This window comes from Ralstonia sp. RRA (genome assembly GCF_037023145.1).
Lineage (GTDB): Bacteria > Pseudomonadota > Gammaproteobacteria > Burkholderiales > Burkholderiaceae > Ralstonia.
Window position 1 is genome coordinate 621,794 of sequence record NZ_CP146092.1, and the last position, 16,430, is coordinate 638,223.

The following is a 16,430-nucleotide window of genomic DNA, read 5'->3' on the forward strand; positions in this document are numbered from 1 at the left end:
AATTTTCGTAACCGAGCGGAGACGGGGAAAACTCGCTTCGCTCAGACAGTTCCCCGTCTTTTTTCCGCTCGCTTACAAAAATTCAAGGCGCCATCTAGGGCAGGAACGTCAACGGCCAAACCGTCGGTGGGCTTGGGTTGACGTTCTTTGTTTCTCTTCTCTCTTTTTACGGGCGCTTGGCGATCGGGACGAACTTCAGATCGTCCGGGCCGGTGTAGTTGGCGCTCGGGCGGATGATCTTGTTGTCGATGCGTTGCTCGATGATGTGTGCAGCCCAGCCGGTCGTACGCGCAATCACGAACAGCGGGGTGAACATCGCGGTCGGCACGCCCATCATGTGGTACGACACGGCGCTGAACCAGTCGAGGTTCGGGAACATTTTCTTGATGTCCCACATCACCGTTTCCAGACGTTCGGCAATGTCGAACATCTTGGTGTTGGACGCTTCCTTCGACAGCTTGCGCGCGACTTCCTTGATGACCTTGTTGCGCGGGTCGGACACGGTGTACACGGGGTGGCCGAAGCCGATCACGACTTCCTTGGCTTCCACGCGGCGGCGGATGTCGGCCTCGGCTTCGTCCGGGGTGTCGTAGCGCTTCTGGATTTCGAAGGCGACTTCATTGGCGCCGCCGTGCTTGGGACCACGCAGCGCGCCGATGGCGCCGGTGATGGCCGAGTAGATGTCCGAGCCCGTGCCGGCAATCACGCGGCCGGTGAACGTCGAGGCGTTGAACTCGTGCTCGGCATACAGGTTGAGCGATACGTGCATCGCATCGACCCACGACTTGGACGGTTCCACGCCGTGCAGCAGGTGCAGGAAGTGGCCGCCGATGGAGTCGTCATCCGTTTCGACTTCGATGCGCTTGCCGTTGTGGCTGTAGTGGTACCAGTACAGCAGCATCGAGCCGAGGCTCGCCATCAGGCGATCGGCAATGTCGCGTGCGCCGGGGGTGTTGTGGTCGTCCTTCTCGGGCAGCACGGTGCCGAGCACCGACACGCCGGTGCGCATCACGTCCATCGGGTGTGCGGAGGCGGGCACCCATTCCAGTGCTGCCTTCACGTTGGCGGGCAGGCCGCGCAGGGCCTTCAGCTTGGCCTTGTAGGCCGCCAGTTCGGCCTTGTTGGGCAGCTTGCCGTGCACCAGCAGGTGGGCGACTTCTTCAAACTCGCACGCGCCGGCCAGGTCGAGGATGTCGTAGCCGCGGTAGTGCAGGTCGTTGCCGGTGCGGCCGACGGTACACAGTGCGGTGTTGCCAGCGGTCACGCCCGACAGGGCCACGGATTTCTTCGGTTTGAAGGCGCCGGCGTTCGGGGTGCTGTTATCGGCTTCGCTCATGAGGGGTCTCCTTGGATGCGTGGAATGTGTAGGCGTTATTTCTGTGCAGCAAACAGTGCGTCGAGCTTGTCTTCGTACGCGTGGTAGCCGAGGTATTGGTACAGGTCGGCGCGCGATTGCATGGTCTCCACGGCGGCCTTTTGGGTGCCGTCACGCATCACGGTTTGATAGAAGTTGAGCGCGGCGGCGTTCATCGCGCGATAGGCGCCGCAGCAGTAGAGCGCAATGTCGACATTGGCGCTGCGCAGCTCGTCGGTGGTGAAGAGCGGCGTGCTACCGAACTCGGTCAGGTTGGCCAGGATGGGCACCTTTACAGCGGCCTTGAAGCGGCGGTAGTCGTCCAGCGTCTTCATGGCCTCGGGGAAGATCATGTCCGCACCCGCTTCCACGTAGGCCACGGCACGCTCGATGGCGGCATCCACGCCTTCCGAGGCAGCTGCATCCGTGCGGGCCATGATGACAAAGCCGTCATCGGTGCGGGCATCCACGGCGGCCTTCACGCGGTCGACCATTTCTTCGGTGGGCACGACCTCCTTGCCAGGGCGGTGGCCACAGCGCTTCTGGCCGACCTGGTCTTCCATGTGCACAGCCGCCACACCTGCCTTGATGAACGAGCGAACGGTGCGTGCGATGTTGAAGGCGCCACCCCAGCCGGTGTCGATGTCGACCATCAGCGGCACCTGCACGGCGTCGGTAATGCGGCGCGCGTCGATCAGCACGTCTTCCATCGTGCTGATGCCCAGGTCCGGAATACCGAGTGAGTTGGCGGCCACGCCGCCGCCCGACAGATACACGGCCTTGAAGCCGGTTTGCTCAGCCATCTTGGCGGCGTAGGCGGTAATGGCGCCCACCACCTGCAGCGGTTGGGACTCAGCCACCGCCTGGCGGAATTTGGCGCCGGCGCTGGTGGGGTGTCGTTGGGTTGTGCTCATGTGGGCTCCAAAAAGGTTGGCCCCATACAGCAGGAAGCGGGCCACCTTCGCCACCTCATGTAACCCGTTGATTTGTATGGAAGTGACGTTGCCGCCCTCGCGCACATCATTTCAAAAATGAAATTTCCAATTTCAAAGTGGAAATGCGCGGCGCATAATGACCGGACCGCCGTTTCTGCACCCTGCACCGCACCATGAGCCCCACCCCCGCTGATCTTGCTGACCGCCCGCGCATCTGGGCCTGCGGTATCAGCCGCCTGAGCGACCTGTTCCTCGACATTGCTGCCGAGTACAACGACCGCGCCGAGCTGCGCGTCATCACGCGCGGCTTTGAAGACATCGTGCGTGAGATCGACGCAGCCGGTGCTGACCGCCCCGACGTGGTGGTCGCGGGCGGGTCCAACGGTGCGTATCTGAAGCCGCGTCTGTCGTTGCCCGTGGTTGTCATCAACCCGAGCGGCTTTGACGTGATGCACGCACTGGCCCGTGCGCGGCGTGATGCGGAGTCGGTGGCGCTCGTCACCCATGGCGACACGCCTGAGGAAGTACGCCGCTTTGTCGCTGCGTATGGCATGGACGTGGTGTTTGCCTCGTACACCTCGCGCCAGGGCGCAGAAAGTTGCGTGCTGGATTTGCGCGACCGGGGCGTGGGGGTCGTGGTAGGCCCCGGCCTGGTGACGGACCTAGCCGCGCAGGCAGGCATGAACGCGGTGTTCCTGTATTCGCGTGATTCCGTGAGGGCCGCCTTCGACACCGCGCTCGAAGTCGTACAGGCTACCCGCCGAGAATCGGCGCGCCGCCAGCGGCTCGACAACCTGCTGCAGCACTTGCGCGATGGCGTGGTCGCGCTGGACGCACAAGGCCGCGTGGAGGCGATCAACCAGCGTCTTGCCACCGCGCTGGACATCGACGCCAAGCAGGCGGTCGGCCAGCCGCTGCTCAACATCGCCCCCAACCTATTGGGCCTGCTGCCCGATACCGAGGGGGATACGCTGGGCACCGTGCACGGCGTGAACTACGTTATCCATCGCGGCCCGCTTGCCAGCACGGGCGCGGGCGCCTCGGAAGGCACCGTGTTCACCTTCCAGGAATCCCGCGCGGTGGAACGGCTGGACCGCACGCTGCGCTCACGCCAGCGCCCGCAGCAGTTCAGCGCGCGTTACCGGCTGGATGATCTGGTGGGGGAATCCGCGCCTATCGAGCGCGTGCGTACGCTGGTGCGTCGCTATGCAAAGTCGGACGCCACCGTGCTCGTGCTGGGCGAATCCGGCACCGGCAAAGAGATGGTCGCGCAGGGCATGCATCAGCTCAGCGCGCGGCGCGACTTTCCGTTCGTCGCCATCAACTGCGGTGCCTTTCCTGAAGCCCTGTTGGAGAGCGAACTGTTCGGCTACGAAGAGGGTGCCTTCACCGGCGCACGCAAGGGCGGCAAGACCGGGCTGATCGAAGCCGCGCACCGCGGCACGCTGTTTCTCGACGAGATTGGCGAGATGCCGCTGCCGCTGCAAAGCCGCCTGCTGCGTGTGCTGCAGGAGCGTGAAGTGGTGCGGTTGGGCTCCACCGAACCTACGCGCGTGGACATTCGCGTGGTGGCCGCCACCCACCGCGCGCTGACGAATGCGGTAGAGGCCGGCACCTTCCGCGCCGATCTCTACTACCGCCTCAACATCCTCAGCATCGCGCTGCCGCCGCTGCGCGAACGCCCTGAAGACGTGATGACGTTGGCCGCCGAGTTGCTCGTGCAGGCCGCACGCCGCGAGCCGCGCCTGCTGTTGCGTATTCCCGATACCGAAGTTGCCGCGCAAGTCCTGGCCGACGTTGCCGAGCCGCTACGGCACTACCCTTGGGCCGGCAATGTGCGTGAGCTGCAGAGCGTGGTGGAGCGCATTGCGGTGGAGCTGGCGCACGCAGACGACGCCGACGCAGGCACCATTACGCAAGACGTGCTGCGCTTGATTGCGCCGGAAGTGTTTGCCCACAGCGCACGCGGCAAGACGCCCGCGTTGACGCTGCGTGAGCGCAGCCGCGGTGTGGAAGCGGAAGAGATACGCGCGGCGCTGGCGGCGCATGACGGAGACCGCGACGCCGTGTGCGCCGCGCTGGGCATCAGCAAGACGACGCTATGGCGGCGGTTGCAGGCGGGGTAGTCGGGCACCCGTCAGGATCGTTGCACTAGTCCAGCAAACGCAATGCATCTGCCAACGAGAGCACCGTGGTGCGCGACTCGAACGCCGTGGCAAACAGATGATCGTGCACGACCTGATCCGGGTCGTAGCAGCAATCCTTGACGGTGAACAAGCGGAAGTCCGCATCGCTCGCATGCGCAATCGACGACAGCATCACGCCCGTTGACGCAACGCCCACCATGATCAAGGTATTGACGCCCTGCGCGGACAGCCGCACCTGCAGATCGGTGCCATAGAACACGCTGGCACGATGCGCGATGATGAGCGGTTCGTTGGCTTGCTGGCCGAGTTCCGGCGAGATCCGGTCGTGAACGAACAGGCCAAGCTGCTTGACGCCTTGCCCGTTCTTGTTCAACGGACTGACTTCCGGATAGCCGGGGCTGAAGTGGAATTTAGCGAAATAGGTGTGGACGCCCTTGGCCCGTGCCGCGTCGCACAGCGTGCGTGTGTTGGAGAGCAGCGTGGGCGCGACCGACGGAAACAACCCCATGATGTCGGTCTGGTAATGCATGACCAACAGCGCGGTTTGTGACGGCACAAGTGTCGGAGTCTGCATGGTCTCGTTGCGCGGGGTGGCGTTGGAGGACGATGGCGGACTCTATCACGGCCATCCCATACGGACTTCAGGGCACCAGGCGTGGCGGTCTTGCGTCGATTCAGCCAGCCGATCGTCGCCCCCTGAGCGCGACGTGGGGGCCTATGGTACGGTTAAGAAGTCTTGCCCGTGCACACGCATCAACGGTGGGTGCATGGGCCACATGAATGTGCTGTTGAGGAGAGTGACGCACCGTGAGTGATGCGAAACAGGACGCACGGCGCACGCTTCAAACGGACAAAGCCGCCGTCAGCCGGGCTTTACGCCTGAGCGTGCCGCCAGAGGCCAGACCCGCGCCGGTGAGCCGGAAAGACTGGCTGAAGCAAAGGAAAGCGCAATTGCAGGCCGCCCGGGTGGCGGCCAAGCAACGGCGCGCACAACTCAAGGCCGAGATCCTGTCAGCTGCGCAGGATGTTGCCCGAGAAGAACGCGTGGCTGCCAAGCTGGAAGCCGATCGCCTGAAGGCAGAAGCCAAGACGGCAAGCATTCATGCCAAGGAAGACGCCCGCGCCGCTGCCAAGTTCGAGCGCAGCAAGCCCGCCCGTTCCGCGTCAAAGCGCAAGACGCTGAGCGCCGGAAAACGGAAACTCGTGTCGTACGCCGATCTGCTGCGCATGCGTGGGTGATTCACTGTGCAGATTGCGTCAGGACCACAATTGCAGATGCTCGGCAATCGAGCCCAAGGCCAGTGCCGGCAGATAGCTCAGCACACCGATCAGGAAGAGGGCGCCGACCAGCGCCATGGCAAACATCAAGCCATCGGTCGGCAAGGTGCCTAGCGAGATGGCACGACGCCCCTGGTTGGCAAAGCGACCGGCCAACGCCAGCGCCGGAATGGCCAACCCAAAGCGCCCCGCCAACATGGCGATGAGGGTGGTCACGTGATAGAACGGCGCGTCTGCGCTCAACCCGCCAAACGTCTGCCCGTTATTTGCAAAGCACGAAGCATAGGCAAACAGAATGGTCGTAAAGCCATGGGCGCCGTGGTTGGTGCTCAAGGCCGCTGTGCCCGCGCTCGTAACCACCGCCAGGGCTGTCAGTGCCAGGATCACCACCGGGCCGATCACGATATAGAGCCCGACCAGCTTCACCTCTCTGGGCCCGACCGTCTTGCCCAGGTACTCCGGTGTGCGGCCGATCATCAGCCCGGTCACAAACACCGCCAACAGCGCGGTTAGCACCATGCTGTACAGGCCAGTCCCCAACCCGCCAAAGATGGCCTCACCCAGCAGCATGTTCACCAGAAGCACCGCACTACCCAGCGGCGTGTTGCTGTCGATGGATTGGTTTTGCGAGCCGGTTGCGCCATTGGAGGTGGCGATGGCCGCCAAGGTTGAAGAGGCAATGCCGAAGCGCGTTTCTTTGCCCTCCATGTTACCGCCAGCCTGATCTGCGCCAGCACGCAGGTCGATACCCTGTGCGGCCAACTGCGGACTGCCCATTTGCTCGGCATGGTCGTACACGCACAGCCCCACGGCAAACAATGCCGCCATGACCGTGTACAGCATCCACCCGTGTGCACGGCGTCGTGCCATGCTGCCAAAGGCATACGTCATCGCGGCGGGAATCACGGCAATGGCCAGCATGCCGATGAAGTTGGTCAGCACCGTTGGGTTGGCATACGGGTGCGCACCGTTGGCACCAAAGTAGCCGCCGCCGTTGGTGCCCAGGTTCTTGATGAACTCCAGCGTGGCCACCGGGCCTTGTGGTAACAGTTGGTTGGCGCCCTCAAGGGTGCGTGCCACCGTGTAGGGGCTCCAGTTTTGCGGCACGCCCAGTGCGATCAATAGCAGCGCACCCATCACGGAGATGGGCAGCAGCACCCACAGCGTTGCGCGCGTGACATCCACCCAGAAGTTGCCGATGGTGCGGCTGTGCGACCGGCCGAAGGCCCGGATGAATGCAAAGCCCACAGCCAGGCCGGCAGCACCGGCAAGAAAGTTCTGCGATGTCAGCGCCAGGGATTGGCTCAGATAACTGAGCGCGGCTTCACCGCTGTAGGCCTGCCAAGTGGTGGTGGTGGCAAAGCTGACGGCCGTGTTGATGGCCAGCAGGTGGCTCAACGGGCCGGGGTAGTAGTTGGGGTCGCCCGGCTGCAGCAGCGGTTGTAGCAGGAGCAGGCCGTAGATGAACAGGGTGCCGAGCAGGCTGAGGAGCACAAAGGCCGTGGCGTACGCTTGCCAACCCATCTCCTGCTGTGGATTCACGCCGGCGATGCGGTAGATGGCGCGCTCCACGGGGCGCAAGCCTCGATCCAGCCAAGTGGGCTGGCCGTTGAACACGCAGACAAGATAGCGGCCGACTGGTTTGACCAGCAGCGTGACGATGCCCAGAAACAGCGCGTACAGCAGCAGGTGCGGTGGTGGTATGAAGGCTTGCATGCCTGTATTGCAGCACTCGGCGCACAAAGACGGCGGCAAATTTGCGCGACCCACCGTAAAAATGGCGTCAAGACATCTTCCAGGCCTGAGGGGGTCTCACGCAAGAGACCCCATTGCGACAGCGCTCAGCAACGCTGCATCTTCAGCACGCGAGACACTTGTCCGCTGGTGAAGCTCGTGCCCCGTGCGTACGGTGCGCAATCCAGCGGCGTCGTCAGCGATTCCGCAACCTTGTACTGACCAACGTAGCGCAGCCGGTCCGTCGTCAATTCGATAAACACAGGAATCGCCTCCGCCTGGTGCGCCAGCGTCCGGCCTGCAGCGCGGGCTGCGGCCCCGCTATTGCAGATGATCACATCAGGGGCCTGCGGGTTCAGATCGGGGCGCAGGCATGCGGCCACGACTTTGCCGTTCTTGGTTGGCAAATGCGATTGCTTGTTGCCACCGCAGAAGACATGGATGTCTTCGCGGGTGTACTCCTTGCCTTGCTCAAACATGGGACGCTCCTTGCATCACTGAAAAAAAAAAGAAAAAACGGGCCCTGCCGGGCCGCACGGGCGGCCAGGGCTGTATAGGGAATGACGGATCAGACTGGCAGTGAGAGCGCTCAGCCGTGCGAGGCGCGCCGGCTAAAGCGGTGCATCAGCCGTTGCCACAGGCTTAGCTGCGAGTGCGTTGCCGCTGTCTGGACGATGGGGGTGTGATCGTCATCGTGGTGGCGATCCTGTGCGACGAGTAGTGCGAACAACATGGCGCGGCTCCTGGAGCGGTCTCCAGAGCGCCGAGGCCGATCAATGCCTGGACTGCGCCGGAGACGAATTAGCGAAGGTCTGCTTGGTAAGGTCGAGGTCGACTGTCGTCTGCGGGCATAGCGTTACCTCCGGCTGTGTTTCTGTTCTTGATTGCTGAGCGGGCTGTCGTGTCTTGCCGCGTTTATCAACCACCCAAAACAAAAGCCCGGCATCCTGAGCGGATCACCGGGCTTGAGGGTTGGATCGAGCTTTCGATCTAGCGCATGGACGCATTCCGTGCGCGTTGTGAAGGTCCCCAAGGACGACTCCGCGGATGGTTTGTGTGCGATCGGCACGGCTTGGGCGGAACCACGACACTGCGCCCAATTCCAGCGATGCCAGCACGCGCACGAGCGCGTTCCGCCAGTGCCTTGACCCGCAGGTCGGCAACGGCTGTCGGAACAACTGCAACGTGGATGAGCACTCGGTTCATGGCGCTTCTGCCAGGGCTGTCGGGTTGAACGGGCCTGCAATCAAAGTGCGGGCAGTATGGCACGCAGCAAGTAAAGATTGCGTAAATTCGGCATGCCGTACGCTCAGTTCGCGCCGCCTGTGGCTGCAGGGGCGGAAGCAGGTGCCGGCGTCGGCATCGTCGGTGGCGTGGTTGCCGCAGGCGCCGAAGCCGGTGCGGATTCAGCATGCGCTTTGACCTCCGGCGCGGGCACCGTAGCTGCGGGTGCAGGTGTCGCAGCAGGCGGCGCCACCGGCACAGGCGGGGCGGGCGGTGTCGGCACCACGGGCGTGGTCATCTTCATCGGCTCGCCTTGCGCCGTGGGGGCGGGCTCGGGCAATGGGGCCACATGCTCCTTCTCGGCCGCTTCCGCCGCCTTCACTGCCGCGCGGTCACGGCGCACTGGGTCAATCTTCAGGAAGTGATCAACCAGGTTGAAATAGCGCTCGTAAAACACACCGGCCGGAATCGTCTCGCTGGCCACCTTCACCATCGAATCGTCACCCGAGCCGATCGGCAGCGACACCGAGCCCAGGATGCTCAACCCCACGCTGGCCGACGTGCTCGTCTTCTTGAGCGAGTAGCGGTCTTGCACCGCGTTCACATACGCCGTGCTGGACGTGCCGTCTGCATTGGCATCTGCACACACCACGTGGAAGGCAATCACCACGTGCGAGTCATTGCTCGGCTGGAAATTCTTGCTGCCGTCGATGGTGTCTGCACGCGGTGATGTCGACACATACCCCTGGCTCAGCAGTGCACGGCGCGCGGCTTCACACGTGGCATCCGCCTTGGCGTGGAACGTGCGCGAGTACGGGCTGGCCGCCGCATCAAACTGCTCTTGCTGATAGAGCGGCGTGGGCGCAGAGCTGCATGCCGACAACAGGGCGGCAACGGCACACGAGGCGGACAACAGGCGGAAGCGGTAGGGCATGGTGTGGGTCAAAAGGGCAAGGCCTGGCGATGTGCGGTGCAAGTTTTGTGCGCGACGCTGGCTGGCGGCCACGTGGGTTTGCGTGGCCGGGCGTCATTATAAGTTTGTTGGGTGGCTGGGGGCGCCGCGCGACCGGCGCTGATGGGGCCGGTACCCATGAACCGTTGCCGCCACATGCTGTAGCCGCAGTCCAATCCAGCTTTGTTCTGAAGCGCTATTGCTTGGGTGTTCCGTAGTCCACCAGGAGCTTGCGGACCCGCGCTTGCCCGCGCTGCTTGACCTGCGCGCGGAAGTTGTCGGCGGTCAAGCCTTTGAATGTCGTCTTCGGAAAGATGACGTACGTGACCCCGCTTTCGATGCTCTCGCCATCACCACCCCTGCCCTTCAAGGCTGTGCAGGGCTTCTCCGTGCCCCGACACTGTGGGTGGTCGAGATCGTCATGCGCGGCCATCGAGATTTCACCAAAGCGGTTGTACGAGCCCATGTCTCCAACAATGGCGAATGAGCAGTGCTCCCCGTTGATGACGATGGCTAAGTCTCCGCCCTGAATCCCCGTCTGCTCATTCAGATGCGGGCCATGCTTCGCTCCGGGCATCACGATGTAGGGCATCGTTTCCGCATCCAGGCTCTTCCCCTGCACATGGAAGCTGGTTTGGGGGGCTGAGGTGCCAAGCCGCTTCTGGGAGAGCGTCGAGCCATCAGCGTCAACGCCGGCCTTGGCTGTGACGATCAGCGTCTGGTCGGGCAGCACAAGGAGGCGCTCCACGCGGTTCTTGTCGTCACGGCAGGCTTGTTTGGGTGGGACCGGCTTGCCGTCGAACGTGTTCGTGTTGTCGCACTCTGTGAACGCCGCGCGGAATGTCACCTTGCTACCGGGCCGGATGGGGACTTCCTTGCCTGCTGACAGGCCAAGGGCTGCGACGCCGCGTGCAATCTCCTGACAAGTCTGGGCCTGCGCCACGTTGGACGTGCCCAACAATGTGAAGGCGACGGAGAGGGCGCAGTACAGCGCCGGATGGCTGAGTCGGGTCCTGTTCACGGTTGCTCCTGTTGTACTGGCGTGTTGGCTGCTGCGAGTGAGCGATCGAGGGAAGTTAGTTGGCCAACGCTCTGAGTCTCATGCAGGTATCGAGCAGATTCCTTTTGTACGTGTCCTGATCGCTCAGTCCAGCCGCTGCCGTACTGGCGGTGGCAATGCACTCCGTAAAGCTGCGCGTCGTTGCTTCGATTTTTGCGGCCTCTGTCAGGTTCTGCGACGCAACGCCTGTCGAGAAAATCTTGCCTGCCAACAAGGCAACGGATGCCGATGGCACCGGTTTCCCATCAGCAGGGGCGGCTACTGCAGTCCCGCTGGACACGTTTCCGTCAAACCGGCCATAGACGGAGTACGCGTCTGATTTGTCCTGCTGTAGCAAGCCCGCGGCTTCGGCTGCGGCTGTTAGCTTTTCGTTAGCGTTGGCCTTTGCCTCCTGAAGCTTGTCAGTCGCAAATTTCAGGTTGGCTTCAAGACTCGGGTACTGCTGGGTTTTATCGTTCAATGCATTGTTAGCGGTCTTCTCTGCACTGCGGGCGTTATCCAAATCTGTTTGCGACGCTGTGGTCGTTCCAGTCAAGGCGCTGAGCTTGCTTACGGCGTCGTTATGCGTGGCGCGCAAGCTATCAATGTCTTTCTGTACCTTGCTCAGGGCGTCCGCTTGCAAAGAGAGCGTTGTTACCCTGTTTAGTGCCCTGACGTAGTCTTCGATTTTCTGCTTGTTATCCCTGGTTAGTTTCTCCGGGTCCTTCTTTCCGTCCGACGAGCCGTAGTTACCTTTGATCAGGGTCACCTGCTGCTCAGTCGAGCCGCCTTCGCGCGCTTTGGATGTAACGGCAACCGGAACGTACGCCGCATCCATGATGTCAACGCCCGCGCTGAGCGTAATACCCGAAGAGCTTGCAGGATTCGACGTCAACGAGACCCCCACCGTGCTGCGCGATGAGTAGATCAGTGCTGACTGCGGCAGCGCCGTGCATCCGGACAGCGCGCAGATGATGGCCGTCGCCATTGCGGTTTTTGCGTACATGACCCCCTCCCCCTGACTTCTCTTGCTGGCTTATAGATCTGCGGTGCAGGTGCTTTTGCGCGCCACAGAGATGGTTTCTAGTAGTTCTTTTGCCTGCTGCAGGTCAGCTTGGTTTCGGATGACCAGCAAGACCTTGCACGGTGCCTGAGCTGCCATGACGACCCGCTCTTCCTTCGCCAGGCCGATGGCGACGCCGTCTTGCAGCGGAATCACGCCGACCCCCAGCGTCTTGACCACCAGCGTGCCGTTTTCATCGCCGGAAAGAATGCGAACCGCGCCCGCGTGATATGAAACCGATGTTTGCGATGGCCCCGTTACCTGCACCACCGTGCAGCCAGAAAAGGCCAAACTCACCAACGCACCCAGCGAAAATATTGGTATTCGCAAAGACATACGGATGACGGTGAGGTAACGATTTGATGGTATTGCAGCGCGGAATATCGATCGCGCCGCGCTTTATGTTGTCTTGAATGAGAGGGCATCCTACTGCACGAGTATGAATGCTGCCAGTACGTGCCGCCTCCCTCTTGAGGGGTAATCCGGCACCCTTAGGAAACCCCCACTGCTTGGGACTTTCCAGCGCCGATTTATCGATTATTCTTTCTACCGGAAAAATCGCCGTGGCTACCTCATTCGGACTATGAGGAAGCGATTAGTTCAAAGGAATGAATTCAGAGGCGGCGAGTGCAAGGGAAGCGGATCGCGCCGTGGAATTCCAAAGAACCTGTGGATATCGGGGGTGTTGAATGGTCTATCTGGAAATCAACTGGGCTGACTTCAAGTACATGCTTGACGTGCTCAGTATCGACCGTGCACAAGCGCGGTGGGAGTTCCACGAAGGTGAGATGATTTTCTTGGGGCACGAAGCGGAAAACCTGCTTGTCCAAGCTGAAGAGCAGGCTGCGACCCTTCTGGAAAGATTTGGGGAAGAGCCAAATCCAAACATCCACTACAGTCGGTTGCAACGGACACTCTCCGGCTTCTACCTGGATCGCCTCGAGAACCTGCGCTTTGGGCTCGACTTCAATGCCGAGCTACGTTTTCGGGAACACATCGTCAGCGAGGAAACATACCCATCTCTCTACCGCTACCTGGTGGCCATTCCCGGCGACAAGGGTTTCGGGTTGGATAGAGAGGACCATCAATTCGGCTACCACATTCACTACGTTCAGATGAACGGAAAGAGAGTACAGAGAAGCAATGCCATCTTTGTATTTAACCCGGCGGAGCCGCCGGTGCCCAAGCCTGTGCTGTACTGGGAGCCACACCACGAAGGCGCCCAGGTTCATATCAACCCGGGGGTGTTTGGTGTCCGTCGACGCATGGCTATCTACGACACGTGCACGCCGTTCTTGAATCAGATTCCGAAGACGGAGTTCAAGACGCCTTCAAAGAAGAAGGCGCAACGGTTCCACCCATAAAACATGGTCGTGCCTTGAGTGGGTGTGGCTTCTTGGGCCACTCGCACTCGGCATCAATTGCCCATATCAGGCCGGGTTGCGGGTGGGTCTGGGTAGGGTTGGGAATACGTGTGATGCGTCATTCGGATTCAGCCGGCAAGTCCCAAGCCCGCCAAACTTCTGAGCCATCAAACGCATACCAACGCCCGTCAGACTCAACCGTCGTACTCTCCAGGCGCGGCCAACGAAACCGAAAGCTATACAGATAGAGCGGCAGCACGAAATACCGCCGCTCCTCCAGATCAAACACCGCCGTCTTCCGCTCAAACAGCTTTTCCATCCAGCTCATCGCCAAAAAGCGTGAGTCCGGCGTGCACGCAAACAGGCACCCCCACGCATACCCGGGCGCCTGAACGTTGTTGATCCAGATCGAGTGATAGGAATCGCCGTGTGGCGGCTCACCTTCAAAGCCCAGATAGATCTGGTGGCGGCCGTCTGGCGTGATCAGCTCGATATCCGCCATGCCGGCCCAGAGGGCTGAGCCCTCAACGGACAACTGGCACGTCATCACGTTTGCGCCTGTGGCGGCGGATTTTTTGCGTTTGCGCGTGAGGGCGAATGCCCTGTGCCGCAAGCGCTGCGGGAAGTGGCTGTTCATTGCCACTTGGGCGAGCGCAATTTGTACTTCCATGTCGACAGGCGCCCCGTGCTCGATCCACCCCACCGCCAAGTCTGGCCAATAAGACGTCGGCCACGCGAGCGCGGTCAGCAGCGCGGCCCGAACCTGTGCGGCGGGCAAGTCATGCCGATAGGGCTGCTCCAACAGCGTGACGATGTCAGGCGATTGCGTCATGACACACAGCCCCCTAAACCTTCGCCCTGCCTGTGCGCAACGCCACGGCCCAGTCCGGCCGCCCGCGCTGCTCTGCAAGCACCGCTGCGTGGTCCCATGCGTATTCGATCGCGCGAAACTCGATGGCCCAATCATCGCCATGCCCGGTCACGATGGCGTAGCGTGCATGCGGGCTGCCAGCCTCAATGTGGTGAGCGACGGGATGCACGTCGCTATAGGCCTGCAGCCCGACGCTGCCCGGGTTGACGATGAGGCGGCCGTCGACCAGCTTCACTGCGCGGGGCAGATGGGTGTGGCCACACAGCACGAGCTTGGCGTTGGCATTGCCGGCGCGTGAAAGCACCTCGTCGTGCGTGGCTGCGCGACAGCCGTCTTCCTCAAGCGTTTCCACAAAGTAGGTCACGTCGCTCTCAACGGACCCGTGGACGAGCAGTACGTCTTCGCTGATGTACTGATGCGCCGGCAGGCTGGCAAACCACGCGAGCTGGTCTGGTCGCAACTCCGCAAACGCGTACTGATCTGACGCGCCCATGCGTGATGGATCGCCCGCAAGAAGCTGCCTTTCATGATTGCCGCGAATGGTCGGCAGGTTCAGTGCCATCAACCGGTCGACCGTCTCGCTCGGCTGCAGCGGGCCGGACGCAATATCGCCAAGGTTCACGATCAGATCGACCCCCTGACTTTGAATGTCTTCCAGCACGGCGTCCAGCGCGGCGAGGTTGCCGTGAATATCAGAGAGGGCGGCGATTCTCATGGGGATTCTTGGAGAGTGGGGTTTGCCTCGGCATTACCCGAGAAGCCGGGGCACGAGATGCGAGCGGAATTGCGCGTACTCCTCCGCACTAGAAAAGCGGCGCCGGGGGAACAGGCTGAAGTTGTAGTCAGACCGATACAGCAGCACCATCGCCTCATTCTCTTTGGCCTTGGTGATGTCAGCCCAGCGCAGGTTCTCCAGATAACCCTCGGCATGGACGCTGACGCCCTGGTCATCCCATGAGAACTGATATTCGCGCTGAAGGTTCTTCTGTTGGCGATAGATGCGCCGGCCTCGATTTGGAATGAGCAGGTAGCGGACCACGACGTGGAGCACCGCCACGCCCACCGAGCCCCCCGCCAAACCAGCCGCGTACGGGCTTCCTGTCGCGATATAGGCCGCGACCCCCAATACAAACGCGGCGGCCAACCACGCGGCCTTTGCGCGGCTCATGGTGTAGTGAAGCCGGTATCCGGCAATCACCTCTTGTTCTGTTGTCTGGAATGGGTGCGGCATGGCGATGTACGAATACGGTGCCGCATCGTACCTGAGTGCTTTTGCGTCAGTCAGCACCTGTAGCGCTTAGTTTTATTAACGTACCGTCCGAAATCCCCACCGCAGAGGGCTTCTCAACCCCAAAGCGTGGGCTATGCTATTTGCCGACAAAATCCGAGTGCGATTACCTTGTTCGGATTATAAAAAACCGCCTAATCCTAATGATCTAAAAGGCGGTTCCCAAGAAAGAAAACCTTCACAAGGGTCAGGCAAATGGGGCGCAGGAGAAAGAAACAACCCTCCACGAGCGACGTGCTGCTGGCACTGCCGTGGTGGATGCTGGCGATTGGCTCTGCGGCCAGCTATCTGATCTTCCACAACATCCTCCCGGCGGCGTTTGCGGCCAATCCGTTTCTGGGCATCGTCGTGATGATGATTCGCGGGCTGGCGTGGGTGCCCGCGCTGCTGCTCGCCTTCTTTGCCGTGTTGTCGTATTTGCAGGAGCGTCGCCAGCAGGCCGATGCCCGGCTCGACCCCGCACGCAGCGAACCGGCCATGCGACCCCGACCGGTGAAAGCGCCATCCCAGCCCGCACGCCAAACAGTGGGTGGTGATGCTCCCAACGCTACGCGCGACACCGCCACGCCCCAGCCAGCACCCATGCAGACAGAAGCCGCCGCACCCCAGAGCTGGACCTTGGAAGCCATCAAGTCGCTTGAGTGGAAGCGGTTCGAGCTGCTGTGCGTGCAGTACTACGAACACATGGGGTTCACGGTGAAGACGGTGCCGCACGGCCCGGATGGCGGCATCGACGCCACGCTGTACAAGGCCGGCCAGGATGCGCCCGTGGCGGTGGTCCAGTGCAAAGCGTGGTCCAAGCCCGTGAAGGTGGAGCAGGTGCGGGCGCTGGGTGGCTCGATGCTGGCGCACAAGGTCAAGCGGGGCGTGTTCTGGTCTTTGTCCGGCTATGTCGGGAATCCGGTGCAGGAGTTTTCGGAGAGCGCTGGCATCCAGTTATTGGATGGGCCGGCGATTCTTGAGCGTATTCGTGCGCTCGATCCGGAGAAGCAGACCGCTCTGCTGGCGAAGGTGTTTGAGGGGGATTACCGGACGCCTTCGTGCCCGGCTTGTGGGATGAAGCTGGTGGCGCGGAATGGGAAGAGTGGGGCTTTTTGGGGGTGTGCTAATTATTGGAAGGGGTGTCGGTATACGTTGCAGATGGGGCGGCAAACTTAGTTGCAGTCCTTGCAGACATAAAT

Annotated in this window: 17 protein-coding genes; 4 read left to right on the forward strand and 13 right to left on the reverse strand. The window is 61.7% G+C overall.

Going from position 1 to position 16,430, the window contains the following annotated elements:
• Nucleotides 1-166: 166 nt before the first annotated feature.
• A complete protein-coding gene (prpC, locus tag V6657_RS20880; protein ID WP_048933829.1) occupies nucleotides 167-1,336 on the reverse strand; it encodes a 2-methylcitrate synthase in 1,170 nt (389 codons plus the stop codon).
• A 35-nt stretch (nucleotides 1,337-1,371) separates the two neighbouring features.
• On the reverse strand, nucleotides 1,372-2,268 hold the full coding sequence (prpB, locus tag V6657_RS20885) for a methylisocitrate lyase (RefSeq protein ID WP_048933828.1): 897 nt from the start codon (nucleotides 2,266-2,268) through the stop codon (nucleotides 1,372-1,374).
• A 194-nt stretch (nucleotides 2,269-2,462) separates the two neighbouring features.
• Here prpB and prpR point away from each other — a divergent pair, with 194 nt between their 5' ends.
• On the forward strand, nucleotides 2,463-4,415 hold the full coding sequence (gene prpR / locus V6657_RS20890) for a propionate catabolism operon regulatory protein PrpR (RefSeq protein ID WP_048933827.1): 1,953 nt from the start codon (nucleotides 2,463-2,465) through the stop codon (nucleotides 4,413-4,415).
• Nucleotides 4,416-4,440: 25 nt separating this feature from the next.
• Here prpR and V6657_RS20895 read toward each other — a convergent pair whose 3' ends face one another.
• The gene (locus V6657_RS20895; RefSeq protein WP_048933826.1) at nucleotides 4,441-5,010 is read right to left on the reverse strand and encodes an isochorismatase family cysteine hydrolase; all 570 of its coding nucleotides are present in this window, start codon (nucleotides 5,008-5,010) and stop codon (nucleotides 4,441-4,443) included.
• A gap of 233 nt (nucleotides 5,011-5,243) precedes the next feature.
• Here V6657_RS20895 and V6657_RS20900 point away from each other — a divergent pair, with 233 nt between their 5' ends.
• Nucleotides 5,244-5,675, forward strand: coding sequence for a hypothetical protein (locus V6657_RS20900; protein ID WP_048933825.1), 432 nt, complete (start codon nucleotides 5,244-5,246; stop codon nucleotides 5,673-5,675).
• Between the two features lie 18 nt (nucleotides 5,676-5,693).
• Here V6657_RS20900 and kdpA read toward each other — a convergent pair whose 3' ends face one another.
• The 7 genes from kdpA to V6657_RS20935 form a co-directional block, all read right to left on the reverse strand.
• On the reverse strand, nucleotides 5,694-7,430 hold the full coding sequence (kdpA, locus tag V6657_RS20905) for a potassium-transporting ATPase subunit KdpA (RefSeq protein ID WP_048933824.1): 1,737 nt from the start codon (nucleotides 7,428-7,430) through the stop codon (nucleotides 5,694-5,696).
• A gap of 125 nt (nucleotides 7,431-7,555) precedes the next feature.
• Entirely contained in the window at nucleotides 7,556-7,927 is a 372-nt protein-coding gene (locus V6657_RS20910) for a DUF6697 family protein (protein ID WP_048933823.1), read from the reverse strand.
• Nucleotides 7,928-8,037: 110 nt separating this feature from the next.
• Nucleotides 8,038-8,181: a hypothetical protein gene (locus tag V6657_RS20915; protein ID WP_160315293.1), complete on the reverse strand. Its 144-nt coding sequence runs from the start codon at nucleotides 8,179-8,181 to the stop codon at nucleotides 8,038-8,040.
• Nucleotides 8,182-8,757: 576 nt separating this feature from the next.
• Nucleotides 8,758-9,606: a DUF2242 domain-containing protein gene (locus tag V6657_RS20920; RefSeq protein WP_048933822.1), complete on the reverse strand. Its 849-nt coding sequence runs from the start codon at nucleotides 9,604-9,606 to the stop codon at nucleotides 8,758-8,760.
• 214 nt (nucleotides 9,607-9,820) lie between these two features.
• Nucleotides 9,821-10,645 carry a glycoside hydrolase family 75 protein gene (locus V6657_RS20925; protein WP_048933821.1) on the reverse strand — a complete coding sequence of 275 codons (825 nt, stop codon included), beginning with the start codon at nucleotides 10,643-10,645 and terminating at the stop codon, nucleotides 9,821-9,823.
• A gap of 55 nt (nucleotides 10,646-10,700) precedes the next feature.
• Complete coding sequence (locus V6657_RS20930) at nucleotides 10,701-11,669, reverse strand: hypothetical protein (RefSeq protein ID WP_048933820.1); 969 nt, start codon at nucleotides 11,667-11,669, stop codon at nucleotides 10,701-10,703.
• 30 nt (nucleotides 11,670-11,699) lie between these two features.
• Nucleotides 11,700-12,023, reverse strand: a complete 324-nt coding sequence (locus tag V6657_RS20935) for a hypothetical protein (RefSeq protein ID WP_137884663.1) — start codon at nucleotides 12,021-12,023, stop codon at nucleotides 11,700-11,702.
• A gap of 392 nt (nucleotides 12,024-12,415) precedes the next feature.
• On the opposite strand from V6657_RS20935, the gene V6657_RS20940 reads away from it, so the two are divergent.
• The gene (locus V6657_RS20940; protein ID WP_048933818.1) at nucleotides 12,416-13,090 is read left to right on the forward strand and encodes a hypothetical protein; all 675 of its coding nucleotides are present in this window, start codon (nucleotides 12,416-12,418) and stop codon (nucleotides 13,088-13,090) included.
• A 118-nt stretch (nucleotides 13,091-13,208) separates the two neighbouring features.
• Here V6657_RS20940 and V6657_RS20945 read toward each other — a convergent pair whose 3' ends face one another.
• From V6657_RS20945 to V6657_RS20955, 3 genes are read right to left on the reverse strand one after another with little or no spacing between them, the layout of a single operon-like run.
• Nucleotides 13,209-13,922, reverse strand: a complete 714-nt coding sequence (locus V6657_RS20945) for a hypothetical protein (protein ID WP_248694617.1) — start codon at nucleotides 13,920-13,922, stop codon at nucleotides 13,209-13,211.
• Between the two features lie 13 nt (nucleotides 13,923-13,935).
• Nucleotides 13,936-14,676, reverse strand: coding sequence for a metallophosphoesterase family protein (locus V6657_RS20950; protein ID WP_048933817.1), 741 nt, complete (start codon nucleotides 14,674-14,676; stop codon nucleotides 13,936-13,938).
• A 33-nt stretch (nucleotides 14,677-14,709) separates the two neighbouring features.
• Nucleotides 14,710-15,249, reverse strand: a complete 540-nt coding sequence (locus tag V6657_RS20955) for a YcxB family protein (protein ID WP_137884664.1) — start codon at nucleotides 15,247-15,249, stop codon at nucleotides 14,710-14,712.
• Between the two features lie 195 nt (nucleotides 15,250-15,444).
• Here V6657_RS20955 and V6657_RS20960 point away from each other — a divergent pair, with 195 nt between their 5' ends.
• The gene (locus tag V6657_RS20960; protein ID WP_048933815.1) at nucleotides 15,445-16,407 is read left to right on the forward strand and encodes a restriction endonuclease; all 963 of its coding nucleotides are present in this window, start codon (nucleotides 15,445-15,447) and stop codon (nucleotides 16,405-16,407) included.
• Nucleotides 16,408-16,430 lie beyond the last annotated feature (23 nt).

What these genes read in the sequence shown, in the direction of transcription:
- V6657_RS20915 (WP_160315293.1), bottom strand. Translation starts at nt 8,181, where the DNA reads ATGTTGTTCGCACTACTCGTCGCACAGGATCGCCACCACGATGACGAT.
- prpC (WP_048933829.1), bottom strand. Translation starts at nt 1,336, where the DNA reads ATGAGCGAAGCCGATAACAGCACCCCGAACGCCGGCGCCTTCAAACCG.
- prpR (WP_048933827.1), top strand. Translation starts at nt 2,463, where the DNA reads ATGAGCCCCACCCCCGCTGATCTTGCTGACCGCCCGCGCATCTGGGCC.
- V6657_RS20940 (WP_048933818.1), top strand. Translation starts at nt 12,416, where the DNA reads ATGGTCTATCTGGAAATCAACTGGGCTGACTTCAAGTACATGCTTGAC.
- V6657_RS20895 (WP_048933826.1), bottom strand. Translation starts at nt 5,010, where the DNA reads ATGCAGACTCCGACACTTGTGCCGTCACAAACCGCGCTGTTGGTCATG.
- kdpA (WP_048933824.1), bottom strand. Translation starts at nt 7,430, where the DNA reads ATGCAAGCCTTCATACCACCACCGCACCTGCTGCTGTACGCGCTGTTT.
- V6657_RS20950 (WP_048933817.1), bottom strand. Translation starts at nt 14,676, where the DNA reads ATGAGAATCGCCGCCCTCTCTGATATTCACGGCAACCTCGCCGCGCTG.
- V6657_RS20920 (WP_048933822.1), bottom strand. Translation starts at nt 9,606, where the DNA reads ATGCCCTACCGCTTCCGCCTGTTGTCCGCCTCGTGTGCCGTTGCCGCC.
- V6657_RS20930 (WP_048933820.1), bottom strand. Translation starts at nt 11,669, where the DNA reads ATGTACGCAAAAACCGCAATGGCGACGGCCATCATCTGCGCGCTGTCC.
- V6657_RS20960 (WP_048933815.1), top strand. Translation starts at nt 15,445, where the DNA reads ATGGGGCGCAGGAGAAAGAAACAACCCTCCACGAGCGACGTGCTGCTG.
- V6657_RS20910 (WP_048933823.1), bottom strand. Translation starts at nt 7,927, where the DNA reads ATGTTTGAGCAAGGCAAGGAGTACACCCGCGAAGACATCCATGTCTTC.
- V6657_RS20945 (WP_248694617.1), bottom strand. Translation starts at nt 13,922, where the DNA reads ATGACGCAATCGCCTGACATCGTCACGCTGTTGGAGCAGCCCTATCGG.
- prpB (WP_048933828.1), bottom strand. Translation starts at nt 2,268, where the DNA reads ATGAGCACAACCCAACGACACCCCACCAGCGCCGGCGCCAAATTCCGC.